This is a genomic window from Actinocorallia herbida, assembly GCF_003751225.1.
Lineage (GTDB): Bacteria > Actinomycetota > Actinomycetes > Streptosporangiales > Streptosporangiaceae > Actinocorallia > Actinocorallia herbida.
The window spans coordinates 9,564,152-9,578,206 of sequence record NZ_RJKE01000001.1 but is presented as its reverse complement, the minus strand read 5'-3'; the positions used below and the strand labels follow the sequence as shown (position 1 = coordinate 9,578,206).

Sequence of the window (14,055 nt, the reverse complement as noted above, 5' to 3'; positions counted from 1 at the left end):
CTTAGAGCTTGATCTCGATGTCCACGCCCGCGGGGAGGTCGAGCCGCATGAGCGAGTCAACCGTCTTCGGGGTGGGGTCGATGATGTCGATCAGCCGCTTGTGCGTGCGCATCTCGAAGTGCTCGCGGCTGTCCTTGTACTTGTGCGGCGAGCGGATGACGCAGTACACGTTCTTCTCGGTCGGCAGCGGCACCGGTCCGGCGACCTTGGCGCCAGTCCGCGTGACAGTCTCCACGATCTTCTTCGCCGAGCTGTCGATGACCTCGTGGTCGTAGGCCTTGAGCCGAATGCGGATCTTCTGTCCCGCCATGGTGCCCTCGGTGTCCTTTACTGCTCAAGCGGCGAGCTGTGGACTCTCTCCGCTATAACCTCCCGCTCTCGCGAGAGGCGGGCTGACGTGTCAAATGCGAGTGCTCGCGCACTCGCGGCGTGCCCCTAACCGAAAAAGGGCCAGAGGCAATGATATGTGACCGCGGGGGTACCTTCCGCACAGGCGGGGCACTCCCCCGCGGTCACATAGGTGATGTCTTACTTGAGGATCTTGACGACGCGACCCGCGCCGACGGTCCGGCCACCCTCACGGATGGCGAACTTCAGGCCCTCCTCCATGGCGACCGGCTGGATCAGCTGGACCGTCATGTCGGTGTTGTCGCCCGGCATGACCATCTCGGTGCCCTCGGGGAGGTTCACCACGCCGGTCACGTCGGTCGTCCGGAAGTAGAACTGCGGACGGTAGTTGTTGAAGAACGGGGTGTGGCGGCCGCCCTCGTCCTTGCCCAGGATGTAGACCTGCGCGGTGAACTCGGTGTGCGGGGTGTTGGTGCCCGGCTTGATGACACACTGGCCGCGCTCGACGTCCTCGCGCTTGATGCCGCGCAGGAGCAGACCGACGTTGTCGCCCGCCTGGCCCTGGTCGAGGAGCTTGCGGAACATCTCGACACCGGTGACGGTGGTCGAGGTGCTCTTCTCCTTGATGCCGATGATGTCGACGACCTCGTTGACGTTGACGACACCGCGCTCAATGCGGCCGGTGACGACGGTGCCACGGCCGGTGATCGAGAAGACGTCCTCGATCGGCATCAGGAACGGCTTGTCGGTCTCACGCTCGGGCTGCGGGATGTTCTCGTCCACGGCCTTCATGAGCTCGAGGATGGAACCGGCCCACTTCTCGTCGCCCTGGAGCGCCTGGTAGGCGGAGACGCGCACGACCGGGACGTCGTCGCCCGGGAACTCGTACTCCGACAGGAGCTCGCGGACCTCGAGCTCGACGAGCTCCAGGATCTCCTCGTCGTCCACCATGTCGCACTTGTTCAGGGCGACGACGATGTAGGGAACGCCGACCTGGCGGGCCAGGAGCACGTGCTCCTTGGTCTGCGGCATCGGGCCGTCGGTGGCGGCCACGACCAGGATCGCGCCGTCCATCTGGGCGGCACCGGTGATCATGTTCTTGATGTAGTCCGCGTGACCGGGGCAGTCGACGTGAGCGTAGTGCCGCGACTCGGTCTGGTACTCGACGTGCGCGATGGAGATGGTGATACCGCGCTCGCGCTCTTCCGGCGCCTTGTCGATGTCCTCGAACGCGGAGGCCGCGTTGAGGGTCGGGTAGGCGTCGTGCAGCACCTTGGTGATCGCCGCGGTAAGGGTGGTCTTACCGTGGTCGATGTGTCCGATGGTGCCGATGTTTACGTGCGGCTTCGTCCGCTCGAACTTGGCCTTCGCCACGAGGTTCTCCTCAGTGATTCTGACGTACGTACTGGTCCAACCCCGCTGGTGCGGGGATGAGCATGGCTTTGTGGTGCCGGAGACCTGGAGCTACTCGCCCTTGGCCTTGGCGATGATCTCCTGCGCGACGTTCCCGGGAACCTCGGCGTAGGAGTCGAACTGCATGGTGAAAACAGCCCGGCCCTGGGTCTTGCTGCGCAGGTCACCCACGTAGCCGAACATCTCCGACAGGGGCACGAGCGCCTTGACGATCCGGGCGCCGTGGAACTCGTCCATGGCCTGGATCTGGCCGCGACGGCTGTTGAGGTCGCCGATGACATCGCCCATGTTGTCCTCGGGCGTGGTGACCTCGACCGCCATCATCGGCTCGAGCAGCGTGGCGCCGGCGCGACGCGCGGCCTCCTTGAACGCCATCGAACCGGCGACCTTGAACGCCATTTCCGAGGAGTCGACCTCGTGGTAGGCGCCGTCGAGGAGGGTGACCTTCACACCCACCATCGGGTAGCCCGCGAGAACACCGAACTCGGCGGCCTCCTGGCAGCCCGCGTCCACCGACGGGATGTACTCCCGCGGGATGCGGCCACCGGAGACCTTGTTCTCGAACTCGTAGCCATCGCTGCCTCCGCCGAGCGGCGACAGGGTGATGATCACTCGACCGAACTGGCCGGAGCCACCCGTCTGCTTCTTGTGGGTGTACTCGACCTTCTCGACGGTCTTGGTGATCGTCTCGCGGTAGGCCACCTGCGGGCGACCGACGTTGGCGTCGACCTTGAACTCGCGCTTCATCCGGTCGACGAGGATCTCCAGGTGGAGCTCGCCCATACCGGAGATGACGGTCTGGCCGGTCTCCTCGTCGGTGCGCACCGTGAAGGACGGGTCCTCCTCGGCGAGCCGCTGGATCGCGGTGCCCAGCTTCTGCTGGTCGGCCTTGGTCTTGGGCTCGATGGCGACGTGGATGACCGGCGCCGGGAAGCTCATCGACTCGAGGACGACCGGGTGCTTGTCATCGGCCAGCGTCTCACCGGTGGTGGTCTGCTTGAGGCCCATGACCGCGACGATGTCGCCCGCGCCCACGCGGTCGATCTCCTCGCGCTTGTTCGCGTGCATCCGGTAGATCTTGCCGATCCGCTCCTTCTTGTTCCGAACGGAGTTCAGAACCGAAGAACCGGCCTCGAGCACGCCCGAGTAGACGCGCACGAAGGTCAGCTTGCCCAGGTGCGGGTCGGACATGATCTTGAACGCCAGACCGGAGAAGGGCTCGTCCTCGCTCGGCTTGCGCGCGATGACGGTCTCCTCGTCGCCCATCTTGTGGCCCTCGATCGCCTCGACGTCCAGCGGGGACGGCAGGTAGCGAACGATGGCGTCGAGAAGGGGCTGCACACCCTTGTTCTTGAAGGCGGTGCCACAGAACACGGGGGTGAGCTTGGCGCCCAGAGTGGCGCGGCGAACACCGGCGCGGATCTGCTCCACCGAGGGCTCCTCGCCCTCGAGGAACTGCTCCATGAGCTCGTCGTCGTTCTCGGAGAGCGTCTCGATGAGGGTGGCGCGCGCCTCTTCGGCGGCGTCGAGGAGGTCCTCGGGGATCTCCACCTCGTTGTACATCTCGCCCAGCTTGGCCTCGGCGTTCCAGACCAGCGCCTTCATGCGCACCAGGTCGATCACACCGAGGAAGTCCGCCTCGGCGCCGATCGGCAGCTGCATGACGAGCGGAACCGCGTTGAGGCGGGTCACGATCATGTCGACGCAGCGGTGGAAGTCGGCGCCGGTCCGGTCCAGCTTGTTGACGAAGCAGATGCGCGGAACGCCGTAGCGGTCTGCCTGCCGCCACACGGTCTCGGACTGCGGCTCGACGCCGGCCACGCCGTCGAAGACGGTGACGGCACCGTCCAGCACGCGCAGCGAGCGCTCCACCTCGACGGTGAAGTCGACGTGACCCGGAGTGTCGATGATGTTGATCGTGTGCTCAACGTCTTCGACAGGCCACTTGCAGGTGACGGCAGCGGAGGTGATGGTGATGCCCCGCTCCTGCTCCTGCTCCATCCAGTCGGTGGTCGCAGCGCCGTCGTGGACCTCGCCGATCTTGTAGCTCATCCCCGTGTAGTAGAGGATGCGCTCGGTCGTCGTGGTCTTGCCAGCGTCGATGTGCGCCATGATCCCGATGTTGCGGACCTTGGAGAGGTCTACACCGGTCTTAGCAGCCATTGTGCTCGCGTCCTTGCTCTCGTGTGGGTTCAGCCGACCGCTGTTACCAGCGGTAGTGGGCGAAGGCCTTGTTGGACTCGGCCATCTTGTGGGTGTCCTCGCGCTTCTTGACCGACGCGCCCAGACCGTTGCTGGCGTCCATCAGCTCGTTCATGAGGCGCTCGGTCATCGTCTTCTCGCGGCGGCCGCGGGAGTAGGTCACGAGCCAGCGCAGCGCCAGGGTGGTGCTGCGGGCCGGCCGGACCTCGACGGGGACCTGGTAGGTCGCGCCGCCGACGCGGCGGGACTTGACCTCGATGGTCGGCTTCACGTTGTCGAGCGCGCGCTTGAGGGTGACGACCGGGTCGTTGCCGGTCTTCTCGCGGCAGCCTTCGAGCGCGTTGTACACGATGCGCTCGGCGATGGAACGCTTGCCGTCCAGCAGGATCTTGTTGATCAGGCTGGTGACCAGCGGCGAGTTGTACACCGGGTCAGCGATCAGTACGCGCTTGCCCGCGGGGCCCTTACGCGGCATTAGCTCTTCTCCTTCTTCGCGCCGTAGCGGCTGCGCGCCTGCTTGCGGTTGCGGACACCCTGGGTGTCGAGCGAACCGCGGATGATCTTGTAGCGAACACCCGGCAGGTCCTTCACACGACCGCCGCGCACCAGCACGATGGAGTGCTCCTGCAGGTTGTGTCCGACACCGGGGATGTAGGCGGTGACCTCGATGCCACTGCTCAGGCGGACACGGGCGACCTTGCGCAGCGCCGAGTTCGGCTTCTTCGGCGTGGTGGTGTAGACGCGCGTGCAGACACCGCGGCGCTGGGGGCTTCCCTTCAGCGCGGGCGTCTTGGTCTTGGTCACCTTGTCCTGGCGGCCCTTTCGGACCAGCTGCTGGATTGTGGGCACCGCTCTCCGTCTTCCTTCGTCGTACCGGGCCCGGCCTCCGCGACCGGGTGAACGCGGCTTTTCCGCGCTCTGTTTTGTATGCGCGAGTCACACCCGGAATTTCTCGTCCGCGCATAACCCTGATCAGCGCCCTTTGGGGGGCCTCTGACCTGCTGGTTTGCCTGATCCGCCGACCCCCGAGGTCGGGCGTGTCGCCACGACCGTGACCCGTCCGGCCCCTACGGGACCCGGTCGTGCCAGGGGGAAGAGATCCGCGCCGCTCCCAGGGACCTTTGAGGTACCCGCCGGAGCGCACGCACGCGTAACCCACGATGCCGCGGGCACGAAGATAGAGCGTACCCAACGCCTAGGGCGAGGTCAAAGCGAATACGCCATTACCGGGAAAGGGCTGCCCTGCGCAACCTTCGCGGGGCCGAACCGCGGACGCTTCACCGTGAAGAACGGGACGGTCCCGGGGGGAAGTTCCCGGGAAGGCGGGGTGAACCCGCGGCAACGAAGAGACCCGTATGACCGGAGATCATACGGGTCTTCGCTTGATCCGTCACGGCGGGGGCCGCCGGATCCGTCCGGCGTCACATCGCGAATGCGATGACGATCACAATGACCGCGACGAGCGCGACCAGGCCGAGCCAGATCCAGATCTTGTTGTCCGAGCGCTCGACGAGCGCCTCCTCACCCGCGTGGGCGGGCTTCTGCTCGCCGTACTGCTGCGGGTAGGCCTGGCCCTGCTGGGCGGGCTGGCCCTGCTGCTGACCCTGCTGGCCGTAGGGCTGCTCGCCGTACTGCTGCGGCTGCTGGCCGTAAGCCTGCTGCCCGTACTGCTGCTGGCCGTACTGGCCCTGCTGGGCGGCGGGCTGGCCCTGCTGGGGCTGGCCGTAGCCCTGCTGGGACTGCTCGCCGTAGCCCTGCTGCTGGCCCTGCTGCCCCTGCTGGCCGTAGGGCTGGCCGTAGCCGCCCTGCTGCGCCTGCTGCTGGCCGTAGCCCTGCTCGGCGCCCTGGCCGTACTGCCCTGCGTAGGGCTGCTGGCCGTACTGGCCCTGCTGGGCGGCGGGCTGGCCCTGCTGGGACGGCTGGCCCTGCTGGCCGTAGGGCTGCTGCTGCCCCTGGGCGGTCTGCGGGCGGTCACCGAAGGAGAACGCCTGGGTGGCGTCCGGGTCGGCCTCCGGCTGGGCCGGGGGCTGCGGGGCGGCCTGGGCGGGCTGCTGCTGGTAGGCGCGCGCGTCGAAGTCCAGGATGGTCTCGCCGCCCGCGGCGGACGCGGGGCCCGCCTGGCTCGCGGCGCCCCAGGGCCGGTCTTCGCGGACGGTCTCCTCGACCGGCGGCTGCGGCTTGTTGGTGACCAGCGGGATGTCGCCCGGATAGGGCCCAGGACCCGGCTCCGGCGCCGGTGTGCCCAGCCCCGGGATCACCGTCGTGGCGGGCGCCTCGCCGACCGGCGGGCGCAGGTCCTCGCGGCGCGGCAGGACGGTGGGGGCGGTGCCCCACGGGTCCTCGAGCTCGGGCGCCGGCGCGGGCTGGGCGGCCGGAGCCGCCTCCCCCGCCACCGGGTTCCGGTCGCCGGACGCGCCGGGGCTGCCGTAGGCGGGCGCCGACGGGTAGGCCGACCGGGGCTCGGCGGGCGGCGGAGGCGGGAACGCGCTCTGCGGCTCCGCCGGAGGCTGGTAGGTCTGCGGCTCCGCCGGGGCCTGGTAGCCCTGCGGCTCGGCCGGAGGCTGGTAGGCGGGCGCGCCACCGGGCGCGGCCCATGCCGACGGCGGGGCCTGCGGCGGCTGCGGGACCTGCGGGGCGGGCGGCTGCCACGCGCCGGGCTGCTGCTGGCCATATCCCTCGGGCTGCTGCCCGTACGCCTGCTGCCCGTACGCCTCGGACGGCTGGGCCGGCCGGCCATAAGGCTCGGCGGGCTGGCCGTACTGCGGCGGGGCGGCGGGCTGGCCGTAGGGCTGCTGCGGCGCCGGGGGCGCGGGCGGCTGCGCGGCGGGCTGCTGCGGACGCAGCTGGGGCGCGCCGAACACGACGGTGCGCTCACCCGCGGGGCGGGTGGGCGGATCGACTTGGTCGGGGGTGCCGGTGCCGGACTGGTCGGCCGATGCCGGCTCCTCTGGCGACGGCCACTGGGGGCCGTTCTGCTCGGTCATCGGTGGACTCCTTATCGGCTCTCGAATACCACGCGACCAGTCACAGAGTGCCCGGTGCGTCTGCATAGGGCAAATCCCCGGCGGCCCGGTCAAGATTGTTTACGTCCCGATTGCCTAAAGATCTCCGCTTTAGCCCAACGGAACTGGGGAAAGTAGGCTGCGGCCATGACTCGCTCTCTGGTGATCAAAGTGACCGCGGGGGCCGACTCCCCCGAACGCGCCAACCAGGCGCTGACCGTGGCCGCCGCCGCGGTGGCCAGCGGCGTGGCGGTCTCGCTGTGGCTGACGGGCGAGGCCGCCTGGTTCGCGGTGCCCGGCGGATCCGAGCGCTTCCCCGCGCTCGAGCACGCCACCCCCGTCACGGACCTGCTCGAGGTCGTCAGGGCCGGGGGCAGGGTCACCCTGTGCACCCAGTGCGCGGCCCGCAGGGGCCTCACCCAGGACGACCTGCTGGAAGGCATCCGTATCGCGGGTGCTCCGGCCTTCGTGGAAGAGGTCACCACGGATGGGGTTCAGGCGCTCGTCTACTGAGCGGCGCCTTCCTCCTCGTCCTTGGGGGCGTGGTGCTCGCGGGCCTCGACGTGGATGGCGGCCTCCTCGGCCGGCCTGTCGTCGTCGTCCCGCTCCCCCGCGCGGCTCTCCCGCCGCAGCCACGCCGTGATGCCGATCTCGCCCCGGTCCTCGTCGGTGATGACGCGGTCTCGGGGCGGATCCTCCTCGTACTCGCGCAGGAGGTCGGTCTGGTACTGCTGGTCGTCGTCGCCGAGGTCGGCCCGCGGTGTCCGATCCCGGCCGCCGTCCTGCTCCCGCCCACCGTCCATGGCACCCCTCCCGGATCGCCTTGCCGTCCCGCGCAGGGGACGTCATTAAGGTCAACGCCCGGAAGGGGTGTTTTCGTGCCCGGCGCCTTACCCCGGCCTCAGGACGGGGTGGGCAGGACGGCCCGGAGCCGCTCTTCCCGCAGGCGTCCGGCCCAGCTGTCGTCGATCGGCTCGAGCCGCCGCTTGACGGCCCAGCTCAGCAGGAGGTCGGCCAGGCCGGGGTTGCGGACCAGCGCCGGACCGTGCATGTAGGTGCCGACGATCCTGCCGTTGTAGGCGCCTTCGTAGCCGTCGCCGTTGCCGATGCCGACGGCGACCCTGGCCAGCGGCTTGGCGGCGGGGCCCAGCCGGGTGACGCCCTGGTGGTTCTCGAAACCGGTGATCATCGGGACGCCGAGCGCCGGGTCGACCTCGCCCGCCAGCTCGCCGACCGCGCGGACGTCGCCGCGGCCGCTGCGGATGTCGAGCAGGCCCATGCCGGGCACGGGCTGGCCCTCTTCGCCGCCGAACTCGTGGCCGAGCAGCTGGTAGCCCGCGCAGACCGCGAACACCGCGGCGCCGAACTCCACCGCCTTGTGCAGGCCGCCGTCGACGCGCAGCCGCTGGGCCGCGAGGATCTGCGGCCGGTCCTCGCCACCGCCGAGCAGGTAGATGTCGCCGTCGACCGGGACCGGCTCATCCGAATGGACCCGCACCGTGCGCGGGATGATGCCGCGCAGCCGCGCCCGGCGCTCCAGGACGATGACGTTGCCGCCGTCGCCGTAGGTGCTGAGCAGGTCGGGGTAGATCCAGACGATCTTGATGGTCTCAGAGGGCACGGCCGTACCTCGTTCGGATGTCCTGGAACGCTGTGTAGTTGGCGATCACGTCGAGCTTGCCCGGCGGCACCGCCAGGACGGCCTGCTCGATGTCGTCGACCATGCGGAAGTCGACCTCGGCGGCCTCCAGGCGGGTGGCGAGGTCGAGCCTGCGCTCGCCCGTCGCCCAGACCGGGCGGCCCTTGAGCACGCGGTAGTCGACGTCCCACAGCCACGAGGTGTCCCGGCCGTCGGGGCCCTGGGCGTTGATCGACAGGACGACGGGGCCGGGCGCGGGCTCCAGGACGTCGAACGCCTCCAGCCAGCCCGCCGGGTTCTTGGCGAGCAGCAGCCGGATGTCGCGGCCCTGGTAGGAGACCGTGGTGTAGCGGCCGGCGACCGAGGCGACCTTGCCGAGCAGCGGCAGGGCCTGCTCGGCCGGGATGCCGAACAGCGAGACGACGGCCAGGGCCATCGCGCCGTTGGAGCGGTTGGCGCGGCCGGGGAGCTGGAGGTCCAGCGCGTAGGTGTGGCCGCCGGGGGCGGTCACCCTGTCACCGTGCAGGATCCAGTCGGGCTTCGGACGGGCGAAATGGCACTGGCGGCACGCCCAGTGGCTGCCGTCGCGGTCGAGGGGTCCGCCGCACTCGGGGCAGCACCAGGAGTCCTCCTTCCAGTGCTGGCCGACGGCCACCCAGGTGACCTTCTTGGCGGTGGAGGCGCCCCAGGTCACCAGCGGGTCGTCGCAGTTGGCGACGACGTGGGTCTCGGCGCCGTCCAGGGCCTTGCGCCACTTGCCCGCGAGCTGCCAGATCTCGCCCGCGCGGTCCATCTGGTCGCGGCTGAGGTTCATCAGCAGGACGACGTTGGCCCGGGTCTCGCGCAAGACCAGCGGCACGTACTTCTCATCGCACTCCAGCACGCCGTACTGCGCGCCGGGCGCTGCGGCCAAGGCGCTGACGTGGCCGGTGGGCATGTTGGCGCCGAAGGCGTTGGTGGCGACCTCGCCGAGCCCGCTCATCGCGCTGGCGATCAGCCGGGTGGTGGTCGTCTTGCCGTTCGTTGCGCTCACCAGAACGAGCTTGCGGTCGGCCGACAGGCGGGTGAGCAGCTCGGGGTCGAGCTTCAGCCCGATCTTCCCGCCGATCACCGATCCGTCGCCGCGCCCGGCAAGCCGCGACATGCGGGAAGCGGTCCGCCCGAGGGCGACCGCCAGCTGCGACCGCAGCGGAAGATCACTCATCGAATCTCTTTCCCCTATAAGCCCGACTCCAGCCGAGCCTAGTGGCTGGCGCGGCCATTCCCGTCTCTCCGAGGGTAAACCGGCTACTGTCGCACGCTGAGCTACGGTACGACTACTGATTGCAGTACTGTGACGAACGCCGCACGGTGCCGCGAGCCGCAGCTAGACATGCACGCCAAATGCCACATGTGCCGAGGAATCTTCCTTGCGCCCCTACTCGCGTGAGGGACAGGGCAGAATCACCGGGTAACGACGTGAAGAAGGGTTGAGCGCCATGCGGTGTCCGTCCTGCGCTGTGCAGGCGCCCGAGGGGCAGCCGTCGTGTGCCCACTGCGGTACGCCCCTCCCCGCCGCTTCGGGCGCATCCTCTGCTCTGGCTGGAGCCTACGCGGCACCGACGAGCAGCACGGAGAAGACGATCATGTTCGACAAATGGCCCCCCGAGTCCGAACCCGAACCGCCGGCGCCGTCCCCGCCCCCGCCCTACGGGGCGCCTGGAGCCGGGGGTGCGTCTCCCGGCGTGTACGGGACGCCTCCCTACGCGGCCCCGTTCGGGGTACCCGAGCCCGCGCCGGAGGCGATGCCTCCGTTCGGCGGCGACCCCTTCCCGCCGCAGCAGTTCGCACCCGAGCCCTTCGCGCAGGACCATCCCTTCACGCCCCCCGCGGCGTCCACCCCCGGCAGGCCGATGACCACGGACGGCGCGTTCACCCCCGGTCAGGGATTCCCCGCACCGAATCCCTATGCGGACGCCCCCTACGGCGACAACCCCTTCCTTCCCGACCCCGCCCCGTCAGCCGACCGCTTCCCCGGCGACACCGGCTTCCCGAGCAACCCGGGTCTCCCCACCGGCACGGGTCTTCCGAGCGACACCGGTTTCCCTGGCGACCAGAACCCGGGCGGCACCGCGTTCCCCGGCCCTCCCGGCTTCCCGCACGACCAGGGCCCGAGCGACACCGCGTTCCCGGGCAACCCGGGATTCCCGAGCGGCCAGGGCCTGAGCGATCCCGGATTCTCCGGCGGCGCCGGGTTCCCTGACGCCTCGGGCTTCCCGGGGGACCAGGGTTCGCCGAGCGGCACCGGGTTCCCCGGCGACCACGGCCATCCGAACGACGCGGGCCTCCGGGCCGACGTGGGATTCCCCGGCAGTTCGGGCTTCCAGGGCGGATCCGGATTTCCGGGCGGCACCGGTTCCTCCGGCGGTGACGGGTTCCCGAACGGCCCCGGATTCGGCGGCGACCAGGGTTTCCCGGGCGACACCGGTTTCACCGGCGAGGCGGGTCTCCCGCACGACTCGGGTCCGCTGAGCGGCACCGGGTTCCCGGGCGAGCCCTCGTTCCCTGGCGACGCCGCGTTCCGGAGCGAGGGCTCCTTCCCAGGTGACGCCGTGTTCCCGGGCGAGGGCTCGTTCCCCGGCGGCCCCGGCTTCCCGGGTGAACCGGGTGCGCCCGGCGGCTTCCCGGGCGACGGCGGCTTCGCCGGCGGTGGCGGGTTCTCCGGCAGCGCGGGATTCGGCGGCGACGCGGGGTTCCCGAACGCGTCCCCGTTCCAGGAGAGCGCGCTGTCCAGCGGCGAGCACGGGTTCCCGGGCGAGGGGATCCAGAGCACGTCGGCCCACTCCTCCGACGGGGCCCTGTCCGCGGGCGGCCCGTTCGGCGGGGAATCCTTCGGCGCCGATCCCTTCGGCGGGGAGCAGGGGCCCGGGATCGCGTCCGGCGAGCGGGTCTTCCCCGGTGGCGCCGACTCCTTCCCGCCGGGCGCCCTGCCCGGCGACAGCACGTTCGCCATCGACCGCAGGACCCTGCCTTCCGGGTTCGGGTCGGACGGCACGCCGCCACCCGGCGCCACCTTCGCGGCCGCGGTCTACGACCCGTCGCCCGCGACGCCGTTCGCCGGGGCGCCCGACTCCGGCAGCCCGTTCGACGCGCAGGACCCGTTCGGCGGATACCCGCCCGCGTCCGACGGTCCGTCCTCGGCGGGCTTCGGTTCCGCTTACGACTCGACTTTCGCCATGTCGCCCGGGGCGCTGTCTTCCGCGCCTCCTCCGCCCGCCGAGGACCCGGGCGAGGCCACCCAGTGGTGGACCCCGGCGCTGGACGGGCCGTCCGGAAGCACTCCCCTGCCTCCGGCGGCCTCCCCTCACGCCCTCGCACCGGCTCCCGAGCCGGCCCAGCCCGCGGCGCCGGTCGTGCCCGACTCCTGGTTCGCCGAGCCCGTCGCGCCCGGCAGGTCCGCCGCGCGGCCGCAGCCGCCCGCCCCGCAGCAGCCGCAGCCGCAGCAGCAGCCGTCCCCGTTCCCCCCTCCGAACATGCCGTACGCGCCGCCGCCCATGCCCGGCCCGTACACCTCCGAGCCCGGCGTGCAGTCCTGGACGCCCCGCGAGGAGCGGCCGCTGTGGGACCACGACGGCCCCATGCCCATGACGCGCTCGCACCGGTCGGCCCCTGAGCCGGGCCGAAAGAAGCCCGCGCAGCGGCCCCTGCTCGTCGGGGTCGCCCTACTGGTGGCCGCGGCCGTCACCGCGGTCCTGTTCGTCGCCTTCGACGGCGACGACCCCGAGGAGAAGACGTTCGTCCCGCAGAAGACGTCCGACCCCGTGGCCGCGGACTCCTCGGCCGACCCGGGCGCGACCCGTCAGGCCAAGCAGGTCAACGCGCTGCTGAACGCCAGTTCCAAGAGCCGCAGCCAACTCGGGTCGGCGCTGGAGAGCGCGAAGAAGTGCAAGCAGCTCCCCGACGCGGTCGCCTCGATGCAGCAGATCTCCCAGCAGCGGCAGCAGCAGTTGCAGAGGGCGCAGGCGCTGAAGCTCGGCAAGCTGCCGAACCGGAACAGGATGCGGTCGACGCTGGTGCGGTCGATGCAGCTGTCGCTGGACGTCGACAACGCCTTCCTCGCGTGGGCGAACCGGAACACGGGCTGCAAGGGCAAGACACCGACGAACGACCCCGACTACCAGCGCGGCAACACCCTGTCCGCGCAGGCCAGCACCGCCAAGAGCGACTTCCTCGCGGTGTGGAACAAGGTCGCGCCCACGCACGGACTGGAGAAGCGGCAGCACTTCTGAGGCGGCGAGCGACGAAATGCCCGGCGTGCTGGCGCTAATCTGAGCTGCGACGTATGCCTGGTCTGATCACTCCCCCTGGAGCGACCGCGATGCAGTGTCCCGAATGCCGGAGCGAGACGCCGGGGTCCCTCGGCAGGTGCACCCGCTGCGATGCCGAGCTCCCGCAGGCCGAGGAGATGCCGTGGACCCCGCAGATCTCCGGTGAGCCGTGGCCGCCGGAGCCGTGGCAGCCCGACCCCGCCGTGCGCTCTTCCTGGCGGCCGCCCGAGCCCGTCGCCGAGGAGCGGGCCCCGTGGCCGGATCCGGTACCGCCGCAGGCCGCGGCGCCCGCCGAGGAGCGGCCCGCCGATCCGCAGGCCTGGCAGTCCGGCGGCGCGCCCTGGGCCGAGCAGCCCGACAAGGGGTGGGGCGGTTCGGGCCGACCCGAGGTATGGGGCGGCCCCCCGCAAGGGAACCCGCAGCCTTCCGCGCCTCCCTCCGAAGGGCCGCCGCCACGGCAGTACCAGGGCGGGGACTGGCTTCCCGACGAGGGTCCGCGCTGGCGCGGCCCGCTGGCGGCGGGCCTGGTCGCCGCGCTGCTCACCGGCGCCATCGTGGTCGGCTACCTCTTCTGGAAGCAGGATTCCGGCGAGGTCGACCTGTCGCTCAACGGCGGCCAGGGCACTGAGCAGGCCGCCCCGTCCGACGGCAAGGACTCCGGCGACGCCGCGCCCGAGGGCGAGGAGGGCGAAGGCGACGGCGCCGAGACGCCCACCGGTGACGCGGCCGCCCAGGCCGAAGCCGTCGACGGGCTCCTCGACGACATGGCGGGCAGCCGCGGCAAGCTCGCGGGCATCGCGTACTCCTGCGCGAACATCGAGACGGAGAAGTCGGCCTTCACCGAGGTCGTGGACGAGCGGAAGGCGCAGCTCTCCGGCGTCGCCGAGCTCGACACCGCGGCGCTCCCGCAGGGCGCCGAACTCAAGACCGCGCTCGAAACCGCGCTCCAGGCCTCGGTCGACGCCAACTCCGCGGCCCTGGAGTTCCTGGAGGACGGCGGGACCTGCGACGGCGGCAAGCCGGACGCCAGCCTGAAGGACGTCAACGACAAGGCGACGGCGGCCAAGGACGACTTCATCGCGCTGTGGAACCCGGTGGCCGAGGCACAGGGGCTCCCGACCCGGGACTCCGGGAAGATCTGAGC

12 protein-coding genes are annotated in these 14,055 nt (G+C 70.7%); 3 read left to right on the top strand and 9 right to left on the bottom strand.

Going from position 1 to position 14,055, the window contains the following annotated elements:
* Position 1: 1 nt before the first annotated feature.
* The 6 genes from rpsJ to EDD29_RS43610 all read right to left on the bottom strand — a co-directional run bounded on the left by rpsJ (position 2) and on the right by EDD29_RS43610 (position 6,947).
* A complete protein-coding gene (gene rpsJ / locus EDD29_RS43635) occupies positions 2–310 on the bottom strand; it encodes a 30S ribosomal protein S10 (protein WP_012854632.1) in 309 nt (102 codons plus the stop codon).
* 218 nt (positions 311–528) lie between these two features.
* Positions 529–1,722 carry an elongation factor Tu gene (gene tuf / locus EDD29_RS43630; protein WP_123669981.1) on the bottom strand — a complete coding sequence of 398 codons (1,194 nt, stop codon included), beginning with the start codon at positions 1,720–1,722 and terminating at the stop codon, positions 529–531.
* A gap of 90 nt (positions 1,723–1,812) precedes the next feature.
* Positions 1,813–3,924 carry an elongation factor G gene (fusA, locus tag EDD29_RS43625; protein ID WP_123669980.1) on the bottom strand — a complete coding sequence of 704 codons (2,112 nt, stop codon included), beginning with the start codon at positions 3,922–3,924 and terminating at the stop codon, positions 1,813–1,815.
* Between the two features lie 43 nt (positions 3,925–3,967).
* On the bottom strand, positions 3,968–4,438 hold the full coding sequence (gene rpsG / locus EDD29_RS43620) for a 30S ribosomal protein S7 (RefSeq protein ID WP_123669979.1): 471 nt from the start codon (positions 4,436–4,438) through the stop codon (positions 3,968–3,970).
* A complete protein-coding gene (rpsL, locus tag EDD29_RS43615) occupies positions 4,438–4,812 on the bottom strand; it encodes a 30S ribosomal protein S12 (RefSeq protein ID WP_123669978.1) in 375 nt (124 codons plus the stop codon). The genes rpsG and rpsL overlap by 1 nt, the downstream gene beginning before the upstream one ends.
* A 572-nt stretch (positions 4,813–5,384) precedes the next feature.
* Complete coding sequence (locus tag EDD29_RS43610; RefSeq protein WP_123669977.1) at positions 5,385–6,947, bottom strand: hypothetical protein; 1,563 nt, start codon at positions 6,945–6,947, stop codon at positions 5,385–5,387.
* Positions 6,948–7,112: 165 nt separating this feature from the next.
* Between EDD29_RS43610 and EDD29_RS43605 the strand changes: the two genes are divergently transcribed.
* Positions 7,113–7,478, top strand: coding sequence for a DsrE family protein (locus EDD29_RS43605; RefSeq protein WP_123669976.1), 366 nt, complete (start codon positions 7,113–7,115; stop codon positions 7,476–7,478).
* Here EDD29_RS43605 and EDD29_RS43600 read toward each other — a convergent pair.
* From EDD29_RS43600 to EDD29_RS43590, 3 genes are all read right to left on the bottom strand, one after another.
* Entirely contained in the window at positions 7,472–7,768 is a 297-nt protein-coding gene (locus tag EDD29_RS43600) for a hypothetical protein (RefSeq protein WP_123669975.1), read from the bottom strand. The two genes, EDD29_RS43605 and EDD29_RS43600, sit on opposite strands and share 7 nt — an antisense overlap.
* Before the next feature lie 98 nt (positions 7,769–7,866).
* Positions 7,867–8,586, bottom strand: a complete 720-nt coding sequence (locus tag EDD29_RS43595; protein ID WP_123669974.1) for a type 1 glutamine amidotransferase — start codon at positions 8,584–8,586, stop codon at positions 7,867–7,869.
* The gene (locus EDD29_RS43590) at positions 8,576–9,808 is read right to left on the bottom strand and encodes a MurT ligase domain-containing protein (RefSeq protein WP_123669973.1); all 1,233 of its coding nucleotides are present in this window, start codon (positions 9,806–9,808) and stop codon (positions 8,576–8,578) included. Before EDD29_RS43590 ends, EDD29_RS43595 begins: the two co-directional genes overlap by 11 nt.
* 520 nt (positions 9,809–10,328) lie before the next feature.
* Here EDD29_RS43590 and EDD29_RS43585 point away from each other — a divergent pair.
* Together EDD29_RS43585 and EDD29_RS43580 are read left to right on the top strand one after the other, a co-directional pair.
* On the top strand, positions 10,329–12,872 hold the full coding sequence (locus EDD29_RS43585; protein ID WP_123669972.1) for a hypothetical protein: 2,544 nt from the start codon (positions 10,329–10,331) through the stop codon (positions 12,870–12,872).
* An 89-nt stretch (positions 12,873–12,961) separates the two neighbouring features.
* On the top strand, positions 12,962–14,053 hold the full coding sequence (locus tag EDD29_RS43580; RefSeq protein ID WP_123669971.1) for a hypothetical protein: 1,092 nt from the start codon (positions 12,962–12,964) through the stop codon (positions 14,051–14,053).
* Positions 14,054–14,055 lie beyond the last annotated feature (2 nt).